This window comes from Salmonella sp. NW722 (assembly GCF_051702785.1).
GTDB classification, from domain to species: domain Bacteria; phylum Pseudomonadota; class Gammaproteobacteria; order Enterobacterales; family Enterobacteriaceae; genus Salmonella; species Salmonella enterica.
On record NZ_JAMMIN010000006.1, the window covers coordinates 314,002 to 331,223 of the forward strand.

A 17,222-nucleotide genomic window follows, 5' to 3' on the forward strand; every position below is an offset into this window, starting at 1 on the left:
TGTGATTTGCTTCAAAAATGAACGGAGATAAGGTGAGAAAGAGCGGGTAACCCAATGGAAACTGCTCATCGGTCTAATACATAGCCAAAATTGTGCACTGCCTCACAGGATAAGATTATGCTCTCACCTGGTCATTGTGCGTTCAGAGTAAACAGCATTAAATTCTTTATGTGGAATTTATGTTCTGTATATTGAACTTTAATGCTTTTTAAGGAGAAACAATGGTTACTACCGCGATCTTTCCGTCACGATATGTTCAGGGTAAAGGAGCGTTGACAACGCATCTCCCGCAGGAATTGGCCGCACTCGGTCATAAGGCGCTGATTTTGCAGGATCCTGTTGTTCACAACACCTACCGGGATACAGTTGCAACAGCACTGCACGGGGTGATTGAATTTGATATCGAAGTGTTCAGTAGCGAGTGCAGTGATGAGGAAATTGCTCGCATCTCCGCACGCGCGCAGGAAATTGGCGCCGATGTGATTGTCGGTATGGGGGGTGGGAAAACCCTGGATACGGCAAAAGCAACCGGCGCCAGCCTGCGGCTGCCTATTGCCGTGGTTCCTACTCTGGCCTCAACGGATGCGCCGTGCAGTTCACTGGTTGTTATCTATACGCCAGAAGGGCAATTCAAACGCTACCTGATGATTCCACGTAACCCGACGCTTGTGCTGGTGGACAGCAGTATTATTGCTGCCGCGCCGGTACGCTTTTTGGTTTCCGGGATAGGCGATGCGCTGGCAACCTGGTTTGAAGCGGAAGATTGCCGCATCAAAGGGGCAGGCAATATGACCACCAGGCCAGGACCGATGACCGCATTTGAGCTGGCGCGCTTTTGCTACACCACCTTAATGCGCTATGGGCGCCTGGCGAAGCTTGCCTGTGAACAACATCAGGTTACTCCGGCGCTCGAACATGTTATCGAAGCGAATACGCTATTATCCGGGCTTGGTTTTGAAAGCGGTGGGCTGGCGGCGGCGCACGCCATTCATAACGGTCTGACGGTACTGCCCGCCACGCACAAATACTGGCATGGGGAAAAGGTTGCGTTTGGCACGCTGGCAATGCTTGTGCTCACCGATAGAGCGCCTGAGCTTATCGAGGAGGTTTATCAATTTTGTGAAGATATAGGCTTGCCCACCACGCTGGCGGATATTGGTCTGGCTGGCGTTAGCGATGATGAACTGCTGGCCGTTGCCAGGGCGTCTTGTCAAACCGGGGAAACGATGCACAACGAGCCGTTTACCATTACGCCGGAGGCTGTGCAGGCGGCATTGCGGGCCGCCGATGCTGTTGGGCAGGCGCGGAAAAAGATCGATCTTGCAGGTTAATATGAGCCTGTAAATAAAAAACGGCAGCCGGAACTTTCAACTTCTGTCTGCCGCTATCGTGAATGTTTTAACGTCGCGATTTCAGAAAAATGCATGGGGGGTGCTCAGGACTACCGGGTTTATACTTCCGCTATCGCAGGGATTAGCGGATAGAAAAATGAAAAATACTAAGTGGCTTTTTTTGTCAATCATAATGGCGTTTATCGGCGTGCCGCTGCTGGTGAACATTATTACGATTATCGTGGGGGGAATGTGGGCGTACATTAGCGTTCTTGAAAATAGTATCCCCGTCGCGCGATCTATTGAGGAGGCGACCATTATCCCGGTAGCGCTTCTGGGCGCAGGGTTAATTTTTCTCTGTGGCCGGATATGGGGAAAGGGAAATGCATCAGAGGTAAATCCAGAATGGCGTGATTGCTGCCTGCTTATGCCCGCTCTGGTGGTGCTGATGGGGGGGGTCATCCTGATGTTTCTCACCGATCTTAATATTCGCGCGATAGGGCGTAAACCCATCGCCCAGGTGGTGCAAATGCTTTGGTTAGTACCCAGCGTAATATCCTTTTTCAACGGCTGGGTATGGGCAGTGTTGCTCATCCCGGTTGGCTCGCAGCTCTGTTTTGCATTAGGGTATGGCGGTGCGCGTTGGGGAGTGCTACGCGGCGGTGCGGGCTACACTTGTCGTAATCTGCTGGTGATTTGCTTGCTGTTTTTCGGGAGCTGTGCCGTATACCAGTCACATCTTTATGCCGTGAAGTATCCCGCTCCCGAGAGCAGTGAATATCTTTATTTCCGCGATTATCAGGCGCACACATGGGGCAACAAGCTAACCGGGCTGCGCGATGAACCGACACTTTTGCTCACCCAAAATTGGCCGCGGCTCGATGGCGCAACGGCTGGCTTGCCGTTATACGCCTCGGCTTTTTATGCGCTTACGCGCTTTCCGGATGATATCTGCCCTGAAGACTACCTTGAAAACCAGGGAACCATTGAAGCCTATCAAAATATCCTTAACGGTAATGCCGATCTTATTTTTGTCGCCCAGCCTTCCACTGCTCAAAAGCAATTGGCCGAGGCCAGTGGCGTAAAACTGGTTTACACCCCCTTTGCACGTGAAGCGTTTGTGTTTATCGTCAACCAAAACAATCCCGTGTCATCGTTGAGTGATGTACAAATTCGCGGCATTTTTAGCGGAAGAATCACCCACTGGAATGAGGTGGGCGGAGAGGCAATCGACATTAAGCCCTGGCAGCGACCGGAAAACTCTGGCAGCCAAACGGCGATGCTGGCGAAGGTAATGAAAGAAACGAAGCTGATGCCAGCGCAAACAACATCAGTGGCAACCGCAATGGGGGAAATGGTGGATATCGTGGCTGAGTATCGCAATACGCACAACGCCATTGGCTATACCTTTCGTTATTACGCTACGCAGATGCACAGCAATAAAGAGATTAAATTACTGGCGATAAACGATGTTGCGCCGACGGTTGAAAATATTCGTAACGGCAGTTACCCGTACACGGTTGATGTTTATATGGTTACCCGTGAACACCCCACAGCGGAAACACAAAATCTGGTGGACTGGTTTCTAAGCCCGCAGGGACAACAGTTGGTGCAGGATGTGGGATATGTACCGCTGTATCCGGCCGCGAAATAAAGGGACTAAATGGAAGATGTTAAATTATATGTGGAACTGGTTGGCGTAGACCCGGTCAGCGGCGCTGGTATTCGTATTGCACGGCGTGAATCCACTTCGTGGCATAAAGATATTGTTGCTGAGCTGATTAATCAGGTCCTCCGGTGTGGCGCGGCATTAATCATCGTCGCTGTGCTGACCGCCTGCGATGATCGCCAGGTAAGCTATTTTCCTGATTATGCCGCCATACCCGAGCAGTCCGGTATCTGGACCTGGCTGCCTGTGTTCTTTCCATCGTCCGCCAGTGAAATAGAGATGACGTTTAACCTGGACAGCAATCTTTTTTATGCTGACTTTAGCGTGGCCGACGGTGATAAACGCGCGCATTTTGAAAGCGTGCTGGGGGAGGAGAGCGTGGTTCATTATGCCAACTTTTCTCATAAAAGCTGGTGTAAAACGGGGAAAACTCTCTGGAATAGCGAAGCGCGGGCAAAACCCTTCTTTATTACCCAAATAAGTGTCGATCGCTACCGTATCACTAATCATATGCCCGGCTGTACAAAACCCGGCGAGTGAATGCGGTATGTGGCGAAAAGGGCGGTATAAACCGCCCCGGATTTTATTACGACGCCAGTGAAAGTTGGTGTTTCTCAACATACGCCGCCAGCCACTGGGTGATGCGGGACTGCTGTTCGGCGGTCAGCCACATGCCTTCTTTGGTGCGACGCCAGATAGCGTCTTCAGTACGGCGCACCCATTCGTGATCCACCAGGTACTTGAGTTCCGCTTCGTAAAACTCATGACCGAAATCTTCGCCTAAATCAAGCAGCGATGTGGCTTCGCCGAGAATCCACTCCGTGTTGCTGCCGTAAGTGCGCGAATAGTGGCGCGCCAGCGATTCCGTCAGGAATGGGTAACGACGACGCAGCTTCGCCGCGTAATCTTCGCGGCTGCCGTCGATGTCGCCGCCGGGCAGTACGCACGTTTTGGTCCATGCCGGCCCGATGCCTGGATAATAAGACGCCAGTTTTTCCATCGCGTGTTCGGCCAGCTTACGGTAGGTCGTGAGCTTACCGCCAAACACGGAAAGCAGCGGCGCTTTGCCGTTTTCATCATGGATATCCAGGGTGTAATCGCGAGTGATCGCCTGCGGTGAGTCGGACTCATCATCGCACAGCGGACGGACGCCGGAGTACGTCCAGACGATGTCATCGCGCCCCAGTTGTTTCTGGAAGTGCGCGTTATAAACCTTCAACAGGTAATTAATTTCGCTCTCTTCAATTTTTACCGCTTTCGGATCGCCTTTATATTCGACATCGGTTGTGCCAATGATCGAAAACTCTTCCATCCACGGAATGACAAAGACGATACGCTTATCTTCGTTTTGCAGAATATACGCCTGCTTCTGATTATGGACGCGCGGCACGACGATATGGCTGCCTTTGATCAGGCGGATGCCATACGGCGACGGCAGGTGCATCCCTTCGTCGAAGAACTGTTTGACCCACGGTCCGGTGGCGTTAACCAGCCCGCGCGCCTGCCAGACATATTTTTTACCGGTGTCGATATCTTCCGCTTCGACAATCCACAGGCCATTTTCCCGACGAGCGGCGGTTGCGCGAGTACGGGTAAGGACTTCGCCGCCTTTACGCACCACCATCTGTGCGTTAGCCAGCACCAGACGCGCATCGTCTACCCAGCAGTCGGAGTATTCGAATCCGCGCACGATTTCCGGTTTGAGCACCGAATCTGCGCCAAACCGCACACCGGTGGAACCGGGTAAACTGGTACGTTTGCCGAGGTGATCGTACATAAACAGACCGATACGGATCATCCAGGCCGGACGTAAATGCGGGCGGTGCGGCAGACGAAAACGCATCGGGAAGGCGATGTGCGGCGCCATTTTCAACAGTACCTCACGTTCTGCCAGCGCTTCGCTGACCAGACGGAACTCGTAGTGTTCAAGGTAGCGTAAGCCACCGTGGATAAGCTTCGAACTGGCGGATGAGGTCGCGCAGGCCAAATCCTGCGCTTCCAGCATGAGTACGGACAAACCGCGTCCGGCGGCATCAGCCGCGATGCCTGCACCGTTAATGCCCCCGCCTATCACGATCAGATCTTTGGTTTCCATGCTGCCCTCTTGCACTTTCGTTAAAGTTCAAAAATGTTCGTTATCGAACATAATAGCAAAGAAACGCGCTATTGGTAACATCGAAAAAACATTTTAGAGTGATATGTATAACATTATGGCGTTAAGCTACTCCGTCAACGTACACTGGGCGATAAAATGCCTTAATTGGCTTCACCGGCAATAATGAAAGAGCGATTCATGGAACAATTTGAATGTATCACTGTAGAAGAGGCGTATCAGAAACTGCGCCAGGGCGCGGCGGTGCTGGTCGATATTCGCGATCCGCAAAGTTATGCCATGGGTCATGCGCCGCAGGCGTTTCACTTGACTAACGATACGCTGGGCGCGTTTATGCGTGAGCATGGTTTCGATACCGCCGTGATGGTAATGTGCTATCACGGCAACAGTAGTAAAGGCGCCGCGCAGTATCTGCTCCAGCAAGGCTATGATGCGGTTTACAGCATTGACGGCGGGTTTGAGGCCTGGCATCGCCGTTTCCCTGCCGATGTCGCGAATGGCGCGTAATCCCATAAAGATGCAGCCTCCGACGAGAAGGGTATATATACTGTCTTCTTTTGTATGGACTAAGCGACAGCAATAATGTTGATGATTACTTCCTTTGCGAATCCTCGCGTGGCGCAGGCATTTGTTGATTATATGGCCACCCAGGGCGTCATTCTTACTATTCAGCAACATAATCAAAGCGATATCTGGTTGGCAGATGAATCGCAGGCCGAACGTGTGCGGGTCGAGCTGGCGCGGTTTATAGAAAATCTCGGCGATCCGCGTTATCTGGCGGCTAGCTGGCAGTCCGGGCAGACTAACAGCGGGCTACGCTACCGCCGTTTTCCCTTTCTCGCCACGCTGCGTGAACGAGCCGGCCCTGTTACCTGGATCGTGATGCTCGCCTGCGTGGTGGTCTATATCGCGATGAGTCTCATCGGCGATCAGACGGTGATGGTGTGGCTGGCGTGGCCGTTCGATCCGGTTTTAAAATTTGAAGTCTGGCGCTACTTCACCCATATCTTTATGCACTTCTCACTGATGCATATTCTTTTTAACCTGCTGTGGTGGTGGTATCTCGGCGGGGCGGTAGAGAAGCGCCTGGGCAGCGGTAAATTAATCGTCATTACGGTGATAAGCGCGCTGCTAAGCGGCTATGTACAGCAGAAATTTAGCGGCCCGTGGTTTGGCGGGCTGTCCGGCGTCGTCTATGCGCTGATGGGTTACGTGTGGCTGCGCGGAGAGCGCGATCCGCAAAGCGGAATTTACCTCCAGCGCGGCTTAATTATTTTTGCATTATTGTGGATAGTCGCTGGTTGGTTTGACTGGTTTGGCATGTCTATGGCGAACGGCGCGCACATCGCCGGGCTTATCGTCGGTTTAGCGATGGCCTTTGTTGATACGCTGAATGCGCGAAAACGAACGTGAGGCGTATCCGGCCTGTGGTCGAGATATTTTTCCAGGCCGGGTAGGGCGAATGCCGCTATCCGGCGCAAGGTTGGTTACTTTCAGAGATTATTCATGAAACAAACACAACGGCATGACGCGATCATTGAACTGGTGAAAAAACAGGGGTACGTCAGTACGGAAGAGCTGGTGGAGCATTTTTCTGTCAGCCCGCAAACCATTCGTCGGGATCTTAACGATCTGGCGGAACAGAATATGATTTTGCGCCACCATGGCGGCGCGGCGTTGCCCTCCAGCTCGGTGAACACGCCGTGGCACGATCGTAAGGCGACGCAAACGGAAGAAAAAGAGCGCATCGCTCGCAAAGTCGCGGCCCAGATCCCCAATGGTTCAACGCTGTTTATTGATATCGGCACGACGCCGGAAGCCGTAGCGCACGCCCTGTTAGGGCACAGTAATTTGCGGATCGTGACCAACAATTTGAACGTAGCGAACACGCTAATGGCGAAAGAGGATTTTCGTATTATCCTCGCTGGCGGCGAACTCCGTAGCCGCGACGGCGGCATTATTGGCGAAGCGACGCAGGACTTTATCGCCCAGTTCCGTCTCGATTTCGGCATTCTCGGTATTAGCGGTATTGATAGCGACGGCTCGTTGCTGGAATTTGACTACCATGAGGTACGCACCAAGCGCGCGATTATCGAAAATTCGCGCCACGTGATGCTGGTGGTGGATCACTCTAAATTTGGCCGTAACGCGATGGTAAACATGGGCAGCATTAGTATGGTCGATGCGGTCTACACCGATACCCTGCCGCCGCCGGGCGTGATGCAGGTGTTGACGGAGAACCATATCCAACTGGAGCTGTGTTAATTCTGTAAAACGTCCCACGTCAGACCAAAACGCGCCAGGTACTTACGCAGCCGGTCAGCGTCATTCACCGTGGCTTTCCCCTGACGGGAAACGTTGAATAGCTGCCGCCCGGCGTCGGAAAGGGTTTTCGCCAGGCGGCAGACGGCAACGACGTTTTCCAGTTGCATACGGTCAAACAGATCCAGCGCCGTTGCGTCAATGCCCGGCAGTCCGTCGAGCGCGGAGGGGCGATGGTCATTCCAGCTATAGCGCAAACGCGCGATTTCATCGTCTACCGTTTCGACCGTGATTCGCCCGTTGTCCGCCAGCGTCGCCATGCGGGTGACGCTGGCGGAGAGTTCGCGGAAGTTACCACGCCAGGCGGCCTGCGGCGAGGTGGCGAAGCTCAGCCAGGCGCGGCGCGCTTCGGTATTAAAACGCACGCTGTCGCCGGTTAGCGCCGCGTGGCGTTCCAGTTCGTAGTCAAGGTTTGGCTCAATATCTTCCTGGCGCTGACGCAGGCCCGGTAGTTCGAAGGTCCAGAGATTAATGCGCGCGTACAGGTCTTCGCGGAATGTCCCCTCCGCCACCCGCTGGCGCAGGTCGCGCACCGTGCCGGCAATCAACTGGAAATCGCTGCTGACCTGCTGGTCGCTGCCGAAAGGATAAAAGCGTTTCTCTTCAATGGCTTTCAGCAACATGGCCTGTTCATCCGCGCCCAGCTCTCCCACTTCGTCAAGAAACAACATGCCGCCGTCGGCGCTGCGCAGCAGTCCCGCACGTTCCTCTCTCGCGCCGGTAAACGCCCCCTTAACGTGGCCGAATAGCGCCGACATCGCCGTGTCGCCGCGCAGGGTGGCGCAGTTCACTTCGACAAACGGGCCGCTGAACTGGTGGCGGGCCAGTTTTAGTTCATAGACGCGACGGGCGAGAAACGACTTGCCCGCGCCGGTCGGGCCGTTGAGCAGGATTGGCGAACGGGAGCGTATCGCGACGCGCTCAATTTGCTCAATCATCCGGTTGAAACACGGGTTGCGGGTTGCAATGCCGGACTTCAGGAAGTTGAGCGTCTCCTCCCGCTCCTGGGCGAAGCGGGTGGCGATGTCATTGTAGCGGCTGAGGTCGAGGTCAATAATCGTCACGTCGCCCGTGCTATGCGGTTTATCTTTTTTGCGCGGCGGCGAGGTCTGCGCTAATCGCGCCGGTAGATAGCGCGCCTCCGCCAGCAGGAACCAGCAGATCTGCGCGACGTGGGTGCCGGTGGTGATATGAATCAGATAGTCTTCATCTTCGGGATGAAAGGTATGGCTGCGGGCGAAATCGTGCAGGCAGGCGTAAACCTCTTCGAAGTCCCACGGGTTGCGGATCGCGATTTCTACGCCGACGACTTCCGTTTCCGGCGAGACGCTGGCGATATCCTTCTTTAATCCTTCAAACAGCGAGCGAGAGCGGGCATCGTACAGCAGTTCCAGGCGGTGAACGACCAGCGTCTCCTGCTGGCACAGACACAAAGTAGGACGCCATTTTTCCCAACGCTGACTGCCGCGTCCTGCATAGTCGAGCACCGTGCCGACAAAACCAAAGGCCACCGTTTTTCGCATCTTAGATTTCCTTCTAAAAGACGAGATAATTTTATCGCTTTTTAATAGCTGCCGTGCAGGCATTTTTCTTTCACCTGAACACTAAAGAAATAAAGCAGTTAAAAATCAATAAACTAAAAAAATAATTTATTTTCTGGCACGCTGGTTGCAATAACTCTGGCATGGAGAATAACGGAAATGGGAAAAACAAATGGCTAATCCACTTTTGTTCCGTTCGCTGTTAAGGGACGCGCCGCTGGCCAACGCCAGCAATCAGCAAGGCGCAGCGGCCTTTGCCTTCACCCCGCGCCATAAACTGGCGCAAATGGTGATGACCGGCTGCATGAACGAGACTTTTTATGCCAGCGGCCAGGCGCAGCTAAATGATGTTCTGGCGACAGCGAAAGATCTCGACGATCTGTTTTTAGCGCAACTGGCGATTTATGGCCGCGAACGCGGGATGATGAAGGATATGCCCGCGCTGTTGACCGCCATTCTGGCGGCGCGTGGTTCGGCGCTGCTGCCGGTAGTATTTACGCGGGTGATCAATAATGGCCGGATGCTGCGTAACTTTGTGCAAATTTTGCGCAGCGGCGTGACCGGGCGGCGCTCGCTGGGGACGCGGCCAAAGAAGCTGGTGCAGCGTTGGTTACAGAACGCCAGCGAAGAGCGCTTATTGCAGGCCTCGGTGGGCAATGCGCCGTCGCTGGCGGATATCGTCAAAATGGTGCACCCACGGCCGCAGGCGGCGTGGCAGGAAGCCTTCTTCGCCTGGCTGATTGGTAAGCCGTGCGATAAGGCGCAACTGCCGGAAAAAACGCGCGCGCTGCTGGCGTTTCGTGAAGGCGACATGGGCGCGGCCTTACCCGATGTGCCGTTTTTACTGCTGACCAACGCGCCGCTGAGTCGCGAACAGTGGGCGCAACTGGCGCAGCGGATGAGTTGGCAAACGTTGCGGATGAATTTGAATACGCTGGCGCGTCATGACGTGTTTGAGAATGCAACGCTTGCCGCCAGCGTGGCGCAGCGGCTGGCGGACAGGGCGCAGGTGCGCCAGTCCTGGGTCTATCCTTATCAGCTGTTGTCGGCGTGGAGCAATCTGCAAAGCAGCGTGCCGCAGGTTATTCGCGAGGCTTTAGCGCAGGCGATGGAGTACGCGCTGGAGAACATTCCGCCGTTTCGCGGCAATGTGGTGGTCTGCCCGGACGTGTCGGGGTCGATGAAGTCGTCGATAACCGGCTATCGCAAGGGGGCGACCAGTAAGATCCGCTGCGTGGATGTTGCCGGGCTGATCGCCGCCGCCGTGCTGCGTAATCATCCGCAGGCCCGCGTGGTGCCGTTTGAATGCGATGTGGTCGACGTGTGGCTTGATGCGCGCCAGTCGGTTATGCACAACGCGCAAAAGCTGGCGGCGGTTGGCGGCGGCGGCACCAACTGCTCCGCGCCGCTGCGTAGGTTGTTGAACGAGCGGGCGCGGGTGGATCTGGTGATTATGGTGTCGGATAACGAATCGTGGGTTGATAAGTCGCGCCATGGCTCAACGGCCACCATGGAATGCTGGATCGAACTGAAAAAGCGCAACCCGCAGGCGCGCCTGGTGTGTATCGATCTGCTGCCTTACGGCACCACCCAGGCGGCGGAACGAAGCGATATTTTGAACGTCGGCGGCTTCAGCGACGAGGTGTTTACGGTGATAGATAACTTTGTTAACGGTCGCTATGGCAGCGCGCACTGGCTGGAAGAGATTGAAGCCGTGACGCTGTAAAGAGTATTCAGCGCGGCGCGAATGCTGGCCGGGATTACATCTTTCCCGATGCGTATCATCCCGGCTATGAATTTGTCGCGCAACGCTGAAGGCACGAATGCTGGTGGATCTACATCCTATGAAGATCCAGGTCGCAGGTTCGAGTCCTGCCGGAGTCTGACTCCGTAGCTCAGTCGGTTAGAGCAGGCTGATCCACCTCAACTTGTCGTGCCACCCTGTTTTGGCGAATGCCGGAGGATCTACAGGTAACGCGGAGGTAATGCCGCTAGCAGGTTCAATCCCTGCGCCTCCGGTTTAACCGGAGTTAAGATTCTTCACCACTTGTCGCCACCCTAATGATTAAAACGAGAAAAAAATGATGAATTACGAATTGATGACCACCCAGAACGCACCGGTAAAAATGTGGACCAAAGGCGTACCGGTAGAAGACGATGCCCGTCAGCAGCTGATCAATACGGCGAAAATGCCGTTTATTTTTAAACATATTGCCGTTATGCCGGATGTGCATTTGGGGAAAGGATCGACCATCGGTAGCGTGATCCCGACGAAAGGGGCGATTATTCCGGCGGCGGTGGGCGTGGATATCGGTTGTGGAATGAACGCGCTGCGTACCAGCTTAACGGCGGCCGATCTGCCGGAAAATCTGGCAGAACTGCGTAACGCCATAGAGGCCGCTGTGCCTCACGGGCGTACCACCGGACGCGGGCGTCGCGATGTGGGCGCATGGGGAAACCCGCCCGCCAACGTTGATGAAAAATGGGCGCAACTGGAAGCGGGATATCAGTGGTTAACGCAAAAATATCCGCGCTTTTTGAATACCAATAGCTATAAGCACCTGGGAACGTTGGGAACCGGTAACCACTTTATTGAGATCTGTCTGGATGAAACCGATCGGGTATGGATCATGCTGCACTCCGGTTCGCGCGGGATCGGTAACGCCATCGGCACCTATTTTATCGGCCTGGCGCAGCAAGAAATGCAGGAGCAGTTAGAAACGCTGCCGTCCCGCGATCTGGCGTATTTTAATGAAGGAAGCGAATATTTTGATGATTACCTGAAAGCGGTACACTGGGCGCAGCAATTCGCCAGCCTGAACCGTGAGGCGATGATGGAAAACGCGCTGGCGGCGCTCCAGCGCTGCGTGGAAAAACCGATCGCCCTCGATATGGACGAGATCAACTGCCACCATAACTATGTGCAAAAAGAGCAGCACTTTGGCGAAGAGATCTATGTGACGCGTAAAGGGGCGGTTTCGGCGCGGCGCGGTGAGTTCGGTATCATTCCCGGTTCGATGGGGGCGAAAAGCTTTATCGTGCGCGGGCTGGGTAACGAAGAGTCGTTCTGTTCGTGCAGCCACGGCGCCGGACGTGTGATGAGCCGAACGAAAGCGAAGAAACTGTTCAGCGTTGACGATCAGATTCGCGCCACCGCGCATGTCGAATGCCGTAAAGATGCGGACGTGATCGACGAGATCCCAATGGCGTATAAAGATATTGATGCGGTGATGGCGGCGCAGTCTGACCTGGTGGAAATCATGTACACCCTGCGGCAGGTGGTGTGCGTTAAAGGATAGAAAATGGCAAGGATCATCGCGCTGGATGGCGCACAGGGAGAGGGCGGCGGGCAGATTTTGCGCTCGGCGCTGAGTTTATCAATGATAACCGGCCAGCCGTTTGAAATGAGCGGCATCCGCGCCGGGCGCGCCAAATCGGGGCTGCTGCGCCAGCATTTAACGGCGGTGCGGGCGGCGACGGAAATCTGCGGCGCGCAGGTGAACGGCGACGAGCTGGGCTCGCAACAGTTGCGTTTTACGCCGGGGCCGATTCGCGGCGGCGAGTACCGTTTCGCGATTGGCAGCGCGGGCAGTTGTATGCTGGTGCTGCAAACCGTCCTGCCCGCGCTGTGGTTTGCCGATGGTTCATCCCGCGTGGAGGTTCACGGCGGGACGCATAATCAGGCCGCGCCCAGCGCCGATTTTATTTGCCGCGTCTGGGAGCCGCTGTTGGCGAGGATGGGCATCAGCCAGCGTACCACACTGATAAAACACGGCTTTTATCCGGCAGGCGGCGGCGCGGCGGCGACGGTCGTCGAACCGGCAACGTCTTTACGCGGGCTAACGCTGATATCGCGCGGCGAGACGCTGCGCACCACCGCTGAAGCTTTGCTGGCGGCGGTTCCTTACCACGTTGGCGAACGTGAAGTCGCAACGCTGGAAGCCCACTTCCCGCAGGCGGAGAAAAACGTCGTTGCGCAGGAAGGCGGCTGCGGGCCGGGCAATGCGCTGTTGCTGATGATCCAAAGCGAACAGTTGACCGAACTGTTCGCCGCGTTCGGCGTAAAAGGCACCAGCGCGGAAGCGGTAGCTAATCAGGTTGCGCATGAAGCGCGGCGCTATCTCGCAAGCCCGGCGGCGGTGGGAGAGCATCTGGCCGACCAGCTGATTTTACCGCTGGCGCTGGCGGGCGAAGGCGCGTTTACCGTGGCGCGGGCTTCCGCTCACTTGCTTACCAATATTGCGGTGGTGGAACGGTTTTTGCCGGTAACGTTCAACCTGGAGGAGGCGAGGGAGATGGTGCAGGTTATGGTAAGTAAAAAGGATAGCGGATCATGACATACCACGCTGATTTCCTTGATGCTGAACAACGCGTTGCTGACGCCATCCCGGAGAGGGATGTTAATCCCTTTTCCGGCCCTTCAACGATGCGGCGAAGAGTGCTGGTGAGTCAGGACGGCGAGCCGGTTATCGTGCTGTGTCTTTTTGTCGCGCTGGAAGAGGGGCGCTGGATCGTTGAGCAGTGCTTCAGCGGCATCATGAATAATGATAAGACTATTGCGATATTATACGGTCAGCACGTTCACTTATTTGATACGGATTCACATCAGGTTAAGAGCCTGTTTCTTGATGATTATGTTGGCCATATTTATTCAATACCCGATGTTTGGGATCATAAGGCCTCGCTGAGCGAGAATTTCCTGGTCACAACCTTTCAGTATACGTTTCTTATCAACGTGAGTTCCGGCATTATCTGGCGATCGGAACCGTGTGGTATTGATGGCGTCATTATTCACGATATCCGGGAGGGTATTATTTATGGCAGTGGTGAGTGGGACCCGCCGGATGGATGGGCGCCATTTAACCTGCGGCTGAGCGACGGCCATCGGGCCTGAAGCCAACTCAGCGTCTGGATTTACGTTTATGCCGGATGGCGGCTACGCCTTACCCAGCCTACAAAACCAGCAATATCAATATGATTTAAAATGACTCTGCAGGCCTGATAAGCGAAGCGTTATCAGGCACACGTTAAACCCCGTACCCCATCATCTTCAGCAACTGCTGCGCGTGCTGTACCGCGTCCTGACGGTGCGCGACGCCGAGTTTCTGGTAGAGGTTGCGGATATGCGTCTTAATGGTGGTTGCGGCCACCGCCAGTTCGCCGGCAATCTGTTCGTTGCTGTAACCGGAATAGATAAGCCCTAACACCTGCCATTCACGCTGGGTGAGCGGGCTGGTGCGAATAAGCTCCGGGACATCCGGATGGTTAAGCAGGCGCTCGACGAAGCCTTCGTCAAAATGGGCGAATTTATGCCGGTGATGTTGGTTAATCTCTCGCAGGATGCGCTGCGCGCGATGCTGCTCCATCTCCGGCAGCGTATTGAGCTGGATAAGCTGACGCAATTGTTGCGCCATGGCTTCGCCTTCAATCACAAAATGGCTGATAAATCCGGTGCGGTTGGCGAGCTGTAAGGCATCAAGCAATACGCGCTGGGCATCGTTTTTCCGCCCGGATTGCCAGTAAAGCTGATTGAGTAACAGCAGATTGCGGTTTAAATCGCTCATTAAGCGCAGGCTACGGGCATTCTCATTTAACTCTTCCAGCACGATTTCCGCAGGCTCGAATTCGCCCAGCAGGATCTGCGCGCGGGCGATATTCCGCCATTGCCCTTGCAGAAAATGGTTATTGGCAAACGCCGGTTTGGGCGTATGACGTAACCAGTTGGCGGCGGATTTTTTGTCGCCGGTTAACTGCCAGTAAATGACACGCACCTTATCGGCGTTAGAGATCCAGTCGCAGTGATAACGGCCATTGCCTAATAAATTTTCCAGTCGGTTAAGCTGACTACGGGCATTATCCAGATCGCCGCGCGCCAGCGAGCACTGCACCAGTAACGTCAGGCACTGCAACTGTTGTTGCGGCTGGAAGGTGGACAGCACAGCGATACCGCTGCGCGCCGAGGCCTCCGCTTCGTCAAGGCGCGCCCACGCCCACAGCAATTGCGCGCGGATACGTACCAGAAACTCATGCATCGGCAGTTGTTCCAGATGTTGCTCTTTGATCAACTGGAAGGCTCTCTCCTGCGTTTCCCATGCGGCCTGCAGGAATCCCTGGGCGAACTGAATTTCGCTTTGTTGAATTAAGCTCCACAGCGCGTAATGCCAGACGTCATGATGGCGCGCCATTTGTTCGGTTTGCTGCATCAGCGATAAAGACTGGCTGAGATCGCCTTTACAGTGCAGCACTTCGCCGTGAACGGAGGTCGCGACAATACGGCTATAAAACCAGGCGAGAGGAAGCTCATCCAGCGCCAGTTTCGCCAGCCGCTCAGCCTCTTCCGGATTGCCGTCGTTGATGGCGACCTGGGCGCGCAGCGCGTTAAATTCAGCATGTAGCGTGCCGTCCATGACCCCTTTGATCTCTTGCTCAGCGCGCGCCAGCAGCGTATTCACTTCGCTGTAGCGGTGTTGGCTTTGCATCAGCCAGGCCTGTAACAACACCAGCCGCGGATTTTCCAGCAGGCTTTCCCACGGCAGCGCTTTTAATGACTCTTCCAGCAGCGCCAGTTCACTGTGATTAAACAGCCCCCACGCATGGTTAAGCAGGATATCGCGCAGCATTTGCGCGTCACCCGCCGCCAGCGCATGATGAATAGCTTCGCTGGGAAAACCTTGTTCCATCCAGCTTTCCGCGGCCGCGCGGTGGATCTCCGGCAGTTCCGCCGCCAGTTCCCACTGGCAACGCTGGCGCAGAAAGCTACCAAACAACGGGTGATAGCTAAACCACTCGCCCGTGTCGTCCATGCGTTGCAGGAATAACCCCTGGCGCTCAATCTCCTCCAGCCGCATCTGGCCGTTTTCTTCGCCGGTCACGCGCACGATCAACGCGTCATTCATTGAGCGTAAGATCGCGCTTTTAAGTAAAAAATGTCGGGTGCTGACATCCACGTTATCCAGTACTTCGTCCACCAGATAATCAGAAAGGTGGCTGGCATTAATCCCGGCAAGACGGCGGGCGGAGTGATGCGCAGAGGTATGGTTCTGGCGCGCGGAGAGGGCGATCAACTGTAGCGCAGTGGCCCAACCGGCCACATCGTCGCACATGCGGCTGCTCTCAGCGGCTTCAATGGGCGACGAAAGACGACGGTCAAAAAATTGCTTTGCTTCCTGATGGTTAAAAGCCAACTGCTGGCTGCCGATTTCCAACAGCTGATCGCGCACGCGCAGGTTAGCGATGCCCAGTTGCGGCAAATTACGCGATAACACCACCAGGGTGAAATTTTCCGGCTGATGCCGTAAGAAAAAGCGCATCGCGTCGTGAATCACCGGATTGGTAATCAAATGGTAGTCGTCAATCACCAGATAAAGCGGGCGATGCCACTGCGCCAGTTCAATAAAGAGCTGCGCGAAGAGGGACGTCAGGCTGGCATACTGACGTTTTTGCGCCATCGCTTCGCTGGTAGAGCAGTGTCCGCCGGTGGCCTGTTGGATAGCGGCAATTAAGTAACTGGCGAATCGCTCTTGCTGGTTATCGCCTTCGTCGAGAGAGTACCAGCCTAATTCATTTTTGCCCGCCGCCCACTGTGAGACAAGCGTGGTTTTCCCATAGCCAGCAGGACTGGTTACCAGGGCGAGCCTGAAATTGTTCGCGCCGGAAAGTTTAGCCAACAGCCGCTCACGAACCACGGTATGGTCGAGACGAACCGGACGACTTAATTTAGACGGAATCAACATAGCAATCACTTCACTGTGGGAAATGGGGGGAACTGCGATTTTTTTTGCGCTTCGTAATTAATAGATATAAGGTCGGCCAGAAAGCATTTTAATGCAAGCTAAGCAGACTTTTTATGTGTCTGAATTTGCACTCTGTCACAATTCTAAATAACGGTATTAAAAAAGTATTCGGCGCGGTTTAAACGAGCGTCAGAGCTGGGCTGAGGTCATATTTCCGTTATTGTAAATAATGTCCTGGACATCATCCGGATTTAACACAATGGCGATACCAGGCGTTTAATTAATTATGTTTAGTGAGTGAATCTCCCGCCGCTGAATATTTCAGGTAAGAAACTATTTCGGCGTTCATATAATCTTTCGAAAATACCCCTTCGCGATTTACTGTTATTTCTGTTTATTCATTTGATTATGCGTAACACTGGGTGTCGTTGACAGGAATCGGCGCGTTTATACAGGGGTAAGTGGCGGCGATCACACTTTTATGCTCATCCCCGCTCCTCCTCCCTCCCTAAT

At 54.6% G+C, this 17,222-nt stretch carries 13 protein-coding genes; 10 read left to right on the plus strand and 3 right to left on the minus strand.

Translation table 11 applies throughout. The features are described 5' to 3' along the window. The first annotated feature begins 221 nt into the window (after positions 1-221). From NA330_RS16960 to NA330_RS16970, 3 genes are all read left to right on the plus strand, one after another. Entirely contained in the window at positions 222-1,331 is a 1,110-nt protein-coding gene (locus tag NA330_RS16960) for a glycerol dehydrogenase (RefSeq protein WP_023241890.1), read from the plus strand. 157 nt (positions 1,332-1,488) lie between these two features. After that, on the plus strand, positions 1,489-2,985 hold the full coding sequence (locus tag NA330_RS16965) for a PstS family phosphate ABC transporter substrate-binding protein (protein ID WP_023241891.1): 1,497 nt from the start codon (positions 1,489-1,491) through the stop codon (positions 2,983-2,985). A gap of 9 nt (positions 2,986-2,994) precedes the next feature. Then, positions 2,995-3,540 (plus strand): hypothetical protein, encoded by a 546-nt coding sequence (locus NA330_RS16970; protein ID WP_023241892.1) that lies wholly within the window; start codon positions 2,995-2,997, stop codon positions 3,538-3,540. A 46-nt stretch (positions 3,541-3,586) separates the two neighbouring features. On the opposite strand, the gene glpD is transcribed toward NA330_RS16970, so the two are convergent. Then, complete coding sequence (glpD, locus tag NA330_RS16975; protein WP_000448178.1) at positions 3,587-5,095, minus strand: glycerol-3-phosphate dehydrogenase; 1,509 nt, start codon at positions 5,093-5,095, stop codon at positions 3,587-3,589. Between the two features lie 198 nt (positions 5,096-5,293). On the opposite strand from glpD, the gene glpE reads away from it, so the two are divergent. The 3 genes from glpE (at position 5,294) to NA330_RS16990 (ending at position 7,378) form a co-directional block, all read left to right on the plus strand. Beyond that, the gene (gene glpE, locus NA330_RS16980; protein WP_020899329.1) at positions 5,294-5,620 is read left to right on the plus strand and encodes a thiosulfate sulfurtransferase GlpE; all 327 of its coding nucleotides are present in this window, start codon (positions 5,294-5,296) and stop codon (positions 5,618-5,620) included. A gap of 75 nt (positions 5,621-5,695) precedes the next feature. Continuing rightward, positions 5,696-6,526, plus strand: coding sequence for a rhomboid family intramembrane serine protease GlpG (glpG, locus tag NA330_RS16985; protein WP_438796414.1), 831 nt, complete (start codon positions 5,696-5,698; stop codon positions 6,524-6,526). Positions 6,527-6,619: 93 nt separating this feature from the next. Next, positions 6,620-7,378 carry a DeoR/GlpR family transcriptional regulator gene (locus NA330_RS16990; RefSeq protein WP_000815085.1) on the plus strand — a complete coding sequence of 253 codons (759 nt, stop codon included), beginning with the start codon at positions 6,620-6,622 and terminating at the stop codon, positions 7,376-7,378. Here NA330_RS16990 and rtcR read toward each other — a convergent pair. Next, a complete protein-coding gene (rtcR, locus tag NA330_RS16995) occupies positions 7,375-8,958 on the minus strand; it encodes an RNA repair transcriptional activator RtcR (RefSeq protein ID WP_023241893.1) in 1,584 nt (527 codons plus the stop codon). The genes NA330_RS16990 and rtcR overlap by 4 nt on opposite strands. Before the next feature lie 190 nt (positions 8,959-9,148). Between rtcR and NA330_RS17000 the strand changes: the two genes are divergently transcribed. From NA330_RS17000 to NA330_RS17015, 4 genes are all read left to right on the plus strand, one after another. Beyond that, complete coding sequence (locus NA330_RS17000; protein ID WP_023241894.1) at positions 9,149-10,702, plus strand: vWA domain-containing protein; 1,554 nt, start codon at positions 9,149-9,151, stop codon at positions 10,700-10,702. 358 nt (positions 10,703-11,060) lie between these two features. Next, positions 11,061-12,275, plus strand: a complete 1,215-nt coding sequence (rtcB, locus tag NA330_RS17005) for an RNA-splicing ligase RtcB (protein ID WP_001105526.1) — start codon at positions 11,061-11,063, stop codon at positions 12,273-12,275. A 3-nt stretch (positions 12,276-12,278) separates the two neighbouring features. Continuing rightward, positions 12,279-13,313, plus strand: a complete 1,035-nt coding sequence (gene rtcA / locus NA330_RS17010) for an RNA 3'-terminal phosphate cyclase (RefSeq protein ID WP_023241895.1) — start codon at positions 12,279-12,281, stop codon at positions 13,311-13,313. Next, positions 13,310-13,870, plus strand: coding sequence for a hypothetical protein (locus tag NA330_RS17015; protein WP_001650910.1), 561 nt, complete (start codon positions 13,310-13,312; stop codon positions 13,868-13,870). The genes rtcA and NA330_RS17015 overlap by 4 nt, the downstream gene beginning before the upstream one ends. 133 nt (positions 13,871-14,003) lie before the next feature. Here NA330_RS17015 and malT read toward each other — a convergent pair whose 3' ends face one another. Continuing rightward, the gene (gene malT, locus NA330_RS17020; RefSeq protein ID WP_000907030.1) at positions 14,004-16,709 is read right to left on the minus strand and encodes an HTH-type transcriptional regulator MalT; all 2,706 of its coding nucleotides are present in this window, start codon (positions 16,707-16,709) and stop codon (positions 14,004-14,006) included. Positions 16,710-17,222 lie beyond the last annotated feature (513 nt).